We start from the raw sequence: 6,197 nt of genomic DNA, 5'->3' as shown, positions 1-6,197 counted from the left end.
GGGAAGAATTACGTAATGGATTATCGCCTCAAGCCGCAATTTATGCTGGTTATGAACGTGCATTCTCTACCATTCTCGATGCGAACGTTACTACGTTAATTGTGGCAATCATTCTTTTTGCAGTGGGCACAGGACCTGTGCGTGGATTTGCGGTAACTTTGTCTTTGGGGTTATTAACTTCTATGTTAACGGGTATTACTTATACTCGTGCTCTTGTAAATTGGTATTATGGTGGCCGTACTGTAAAAAAATTATCTATTGGTATTTAAGACGAGGCTCAGATGGAATTTTTTAATCCAAATTCAAAAGTGGACTTTATGGGGGCTCGTCGTTGGACAGCCTTATTCTCCATGTTAATTTTTGTCGTTTCGATTGGTGCTCTTCTTATACATGGACTGAAATGGGGGCTTGATTTTACCGGTGGTACACAAGTTGAAGTGTCTTACCCGCAAGCTGCTGATTTAGCCGCGATTAGGGAAAGCCTCAGTAATGCTGGTTTTAAAGAAGCTCAGGTAGTGAGCTATGGTACTTCTAAAGATGTATTAGTCAGTATTGCACCGAGACAAAATACGGATCAAACTCATGTGATTGATCAAGTCATGAATGCTTTGCCGGGTGCGGTGAAACAACGTGTTGACTTTGTGGGACCGCAAGTAGGTAAAGAACTAGCGACAAAAGGGGCTTTAGCAGTTCTCGTTTCCTTACTAGCAACAATGATTTATATCGCCATGCGCTTTGAATACAGGCTAGCCGTAAGTTCTGCTGTAGCACTAATTCATGACCCTATATTAATTTTAGGCATTTTTGCTATTTTTGGTATTGAGTTTGATTTAAAGGCATTGGCAGGTTTGTTAGCGGTTATCGGTTATTCATTGAACGATACGATTGTGGTCTTTGATAGAGTTCGTGAGAATTTTATTAAAATTCGTCGTGGTACACCTGTAGAAATAATGAATATTTCCATCAACCAGACATTGTCTAGAACAATTATGACGTCATTGCTGACTCTATTTGTGGTGGTTGCCCTTTTCATTTATGGTGGTGAAGCTATTTATGGTTTTTCTTTAGCATTGATTATTGGAATAGTTATTGGTACTTATTCTTCAATCTATGTAGCGGGAGCTTTAGCTGTGGCTATGGGACTGAATAAAAACGATTTTATGCCAAGCCAACGTAAAGAGTTGGATAACCGTCCTTAATAAGTGATCGTTTTGTGTAATAATAAAATTTATTTCGAGGTACCTAAAGTTATTTCTTAAAAACTGGAGAATGTAATGGTTTTTTTAGAAAATTGTACCAATCATTTCATTCTCATAAGTTTGAACACTATGAGCAGCTGTCTCAAGAACTAAAGAAGGAAATAGCGAAGAATTTATCGTCAAAAGATGTAAGGGCTTTACAACGAAGTTCAAAAGACAATTACCAATTATTTCAGCCCATTCTCGATGTCCGAAAACTGCTACGCCATTTAGTTCGTGGCGAGCAGGAAGCCGCCAAAGCCCTGTTAGAAGAAAATACCTATTTGCTATGCAAAAAAGACCGTGTTACTGATTACTCAGGCCGCACTTTTTAGATCTGAGTCCTTTTCAACGTGCTCTATGGGCCTTAGATAAATACATGTGGGCCATGATGCTCGATTGTTTACCTAAAAATGAATAAAGCAAACGGATAAGAAAAAACTTATATTGGATACACATATTGGTTTTATTTAGCAATTAATACTCTGAGATGATGCTTTTTTTCAGGAGTGTGATACTTTAAAATGTAACCTGGAAAAGCAGTTGAATCTATGATGATGCTGCGTGTGTAAAAAAGGTGATTGAATTGACAGATGAGATGATAAAGGTAAGTTTCATGCAGCGGCTTAAACATTTGTTTATGCTTCTTCGTGTACCTCATTGGGCTAAAGCAGTTTTTGTACTGTTAGGATTTTGTTATTCACCGGTCCCAGGATATTTTGTGCCTGCATTATTGGCATCTCTTGCATTTTGTTTAATTTCCAGCGCAGTGTATATTTATAACGATATCGAAGACAAAACCGAAGACAGTTTGCACCCACATAAACAATATAGACCTTTAGCGAGTGAAAAAATTTCTATAGCTGAAGCGATATGTATATTGTTTTTATTGTTGATTATGGGTCTCATTTTAAGTTGGTTTATTTCAAAAAAATTAACACTGATACTCTGCACTTATTTGATTGTTAATATAGCATACAACCATGTTTTAAAACTCATTCCTATTTGTGATGTCGTGTGTATTGCTCTGGGGTTTATGTTACGAATTTTAGCAGGAACAGTAGGTATTGGATTGCCTATTTCAACTTGGCTTACTTTAGCCGCGACTTTATTGAGCTTATTTATTGCTTTAAACAAGCGCAGATTGGAGATGCGATTAGGATTAAAACATTCAACACGCCAGGTTCTTAGAAAATATCATCCTGCACTATTGCGTGCGTTGATTATTGGTATTGGAATTGCCACGTTTGTTACCTACATTCTGTATATAATTTATGCTCGCAATGAATCCTTTTATTTTATGCTGACCGTTCCTTTTGCAGCCATTGCCTTGTGGCGCTTTGGATGGCTTGTAACTCAGGATATTGATAATGATGATCCGGTTATTGTTTTTTTAAGTGATCGCTTGTCGCGAATCAATCTTTGGTGTTTTGTTGTTTTAACCTTTATGGCTTTAACACAGTGAAACTTAAATTACGATGGTATGACTGTTTTTTTATTTTTCTTTTTATTTATTTATTTGTTTTACAAATATTGGCGATTTGGCCATTTACAATTGATGATATGTATATTTCCTTACGGTATGCCAAAAATTGGGCCAGTGGCAATGGTCTGCTCTGGAATGTACATGCTCCTTCCGTAGAAGGATACTCCAATTTTAGTTTTGTTGTTTTAGGCATGTTAATTTTATTATTCAATGGTAATCCGGTAATTTTTTTAAAAATCGTAGGGGTGTTCGGCTTATTTTTTACCTGTTGTTTTATTTATTTGATTACCCGTTTTTGGTTTCCCCAAAGAAAATCTCTTCTCCCTTGTCTGGCTCTCTTGTTTTATAAAGGACAAATTATTTGGACCGCTAGTGGATTAGAAACAGCGGTATATGAGGCGCTAATTAGTGGTTCGGTGTATTTTTGTTTACGTGGGATGGGCTATCAATTATTTCCGCATAATCGTGGAAAACCGAAACCTAGTTCATTTATTTTGACTGGATTATTGCTGGCATTGGCTGGGATGACACGCCCTGAAGCACCAGTCTTAATGCTCCTATTATTGATTCTTATCTATTTTGACAGACCTAAAACGGAATTAAGTTATTATTGGAATGGTGTTTTTCTTTCTTGCCTGATGTTAATGATTTTTTATATACCATATTTTGTCTGGCGTTTCTTTTATTTTGGTTATTTATTTCCTAATTCAGTGTATTGTAAGGGGATTGCTCAAGTCTTTACCTTTTCTTTGGATCGTGCTTATCTTAAATTGATATGGCCTTTCGCGCTTCTTGCTTTACCAGCTTGTCTGAAAGCTCAGGATAAACGTCACTATTTTTTATGGTTACCTAGCCTTGTCTATTTATTGATGCTTGCAGATTCTGATCCAGTAGTTGCTTTTGATAATCGACTTTTTTTGCCGGCCTTTATTTTACTTCTTCCTCTGGTACTTCAGGGCATAGATACCATCGTATTTTGGTTTTTGCAAAATAGAAGTATTGGAGAATTCTTTTTTTATTTTTTCTTTTTCTGGACGGTTTTTTTCTTTATTCCAGGAATGACTTTAGCAGATTATCGTTATTTCAGTGAAAATCCAGTTAAGGGTGAGGAATTGCGTGGAAAAGTACTGAGTTGGTTAAAAACTTATACTGCGCCTGGAGATGTTATTGTATTAGCTGATAGCGGAATGATACCTTATCACAGCGATTTAAACTTTATTGATTCATATTGTCTGAATAATGTGTCTATGGCACATTACAATGCAAAGCAACGTTATCAACAATTTTGTCAGGAACTCTTGTATGAAAAACCAGCTGTAATTATTTTAACTTCTTTAATCAAGGGGAAACGGATCCACTATACACCTGCAGATAAGTGTTTGAAAAAAATGCTTGATAAACAGAAGGATTATAAATTCCAACACGCTTTTGTGGGTAACGCTTCTGATTCAACATATCGTTATGAATTATATATTCGAATGTTGAATGATTAACATAAATGTTAAATAAATTATCATACTTGAATTTAACTAATGATTCTTAGTGTTATAAAGACTGACATGGTATATTATCTTAATAGATAAATTGAACGTCTTATATTTACGATGCAGAAACTAACATTATTTATGAGAAAATTCTTCTTAAAATTACCTGTGCTTTTGTACGATGTTACTGTGATTTCTATAGCATGGTATGCTGCGTATTGGTTGCGTTATAACATGCAACCATTTCCTAAAATGTTAACCTCTACTCCTTCCTTTATGGCATTATCTTTATTAATTGCTATTCAGACAGTATGTTATTATTATTTTAAAACGTATCGGGGATTGTGGCGTTTTTCTTCCTTAAACGATGTATTGCGTATTATAAAAGCTTCTCTTAGCGCTATGATGCTAGTTATTCCTGTTTTTTATTTATCCTCCATACTTCATCATTTACCACGAAGTATTCTTCCATTGTATTGCATGATTTTAACTATCTTTCTGTGTTCAGGACGCTTAATGGTGCGTATTTATTGGGATCGGCGTGCACGAGGTTATGAGACAAAAGAAATTAAGCGAGTGCTTATTGTTGGGGCAGGTTTGGCAGGAGAGGGATTAGTTCGTGATTTAAAGCGTAGTAATTATTATCAACCCGTGGGTTTTGTCGATGATAATAAGAGTAAACGTGGTTTGGACGTGCACGGAGTCCCTGTTCTAGGTACTATCGATCAAATTTCCGAACGTGTCCGCGAATATTCAATTGATTTAATTTTCATTGCAATTCCATCAGCACGTTCTGCTGCCATGCGGCGGATAGTAACTTATTGTGAGAAAAGTAACGTTCTTTTTAGAACCTTACCTAGCCTTTCCGCCTTAGCCTCTGGGCAGGTTGAAGTAAATGCCTTAAGACCCGTAAATATAGAAGATTTATTGGGGCGAGATGAAGTTAATTTGCAATGGGATAAATTAACTGCAGGTATTGCTGGTAAACGTGTATTAGTTACCGGAGGCGGTGGTTCTATTGGCTCAGAATTATGTCGACAAATTATGGCAATTAGACCTGCCAGTTTAGCTATCGTAGAAAATAGTGAATTTAATTTGTATCAAATTGATCAGGAGTTGAGTGAAAAATTCCCTGATATTCCAATGCAGCTTAATCTGGTCAGCATCACTGATAAAGTTGCTATCAGCCGTTTATTCGCTGATTTTTCACCGGAAATTGTTTTTCATGCTGCAGCTTATAAACATGTTCCTTTACTGCAGGATCAAGTGCGGGTCGCGGTATTAAATAATGTACTTGGTACACAGGTTATAGCAAAAGCTAGTGTGGCTTCCGGGGTAGAAAAATTCATTTTAATTTCCTCTGATAAAGCAGTGAACCCCACTAATATCATGGGCACCACCAAACGAGTTGCTGAAATTTATTGCCAAAATTTAGATCGTCGTGTGAAAACACAATTTATTACGGTTCGTTTTGGAAATGTTTTGGGTTCAGCAGGTAGTGTTGTCCCTTTATTTCAAAAACAATTAAAAAGCGGTGGGCCGATCACAGTAACACATCCTGAAATGCAGCGTTTTTTTATGACGATTCCTGAAGCATGTCAGTTAATTTTACAAGCGATGGTGAATGGTTCGGGTGGTGAAATTTTTGTCTTAGATATGGGTGAACCCGTTAAAATTAATTATTTAGCAGAACAAATGATTCGTTTGGCAGGGAAAGAGCCAGGCAAAGACATTCTGATTGAATATACTGGGTTACGCCCTGGAGAAAAACTATTTGAGGAATTATTCTATGAGTCGGAACAATTAGAATCAACAGAGCACAAAAAGCTTTTTAAAGCTAAATTTCGTGAATTGAATTGGGATGACTTATCGCAAACCATGTACTTACTAAATACAGCTTGTACTGAGTATCAGAATGGAGAGTTATTTATTTTATTAAAAAGTTTGGTACCTGAATTACGCTCCACCACTTTATCACTTGCTTAATTG

5 protein-coding genes are annotated in these 6,197 nt (G+C 36.3%); all 5 read left to right on the top strand.

Annotated features, from left to right (window positions below; all coding sequences use genetic code 11):
• The coding region (locus WA877_RS03675) for an MMPL family transporter (RefSeq protein ID WP_425169576.1) at positions 1 to 269 on the top strand (269 nt) is incomplete at its 5' end.
• A 12-nt stretch (positions 270 to 281) separates the two neighbouring features.
• A complete protein-coding gene (gene secF / locus WA877_RS03670; protein WP_425169575.1) occupies positions 282 to 1,199 on the top strand; it encodes a protein translocase subunit SecF in 918 nt (305 codons plus the stop codon).
• A 655-nt stretch (positions 1,200 to 1,854) separates the two neighbouring features.
• Positions 1,855 to 2,703, top strand: coding sequence for a decaprenyl-phosphate phosphoribosyltransferase (locus WA877_RS03665; RefSeq protein ID WP_425169574.1), 849 nt, complete (start codon positions 1,855 to 1,857; stop codon positions 2,701 to 2,703).
• The gene (locus WA877_RS03660) at positions 2,700 to 4,217 is read left to right on the top strand and encodes a protein LphB (protein ID WP_425169573.1); all 1,518 of its coding nucleotides are present in this window, start codon (positions 2,700 to 2,702) and stop codon (positions 4,215 to 4,217) included. Before WA877_RS03665 ends, WA877_RS03660 begins: the two co-directional genes overlap by 4 nt.
• A gap of 111 nt (positions 4,218 to 4,328) precedes the next feature.
• A complete protein-coding gene (locus WA877_RS03655) occupies positions 4,329 to 6,194 on the top strand; it encodes a polysaccharide biosynthesis protein (protein WP_425169572.1) in 1,866 nt (621 codons plus the stop codon).
• The last annotated feature ends 3 nt before the right edge of the window (positions 6,195 to 6,197 follow it).

It is taken from the genome of Legionella sp., from assembly GCF_049790535.1.
Taxonomy (GTDB): Bacteria; Pseudomonadota; Gammaproteobacteria; order Legionellales; family Legionellaceae; genus Legionella.
This window is presented reverse-complemented; position numbering and strand designations above follow the sequence as displayed.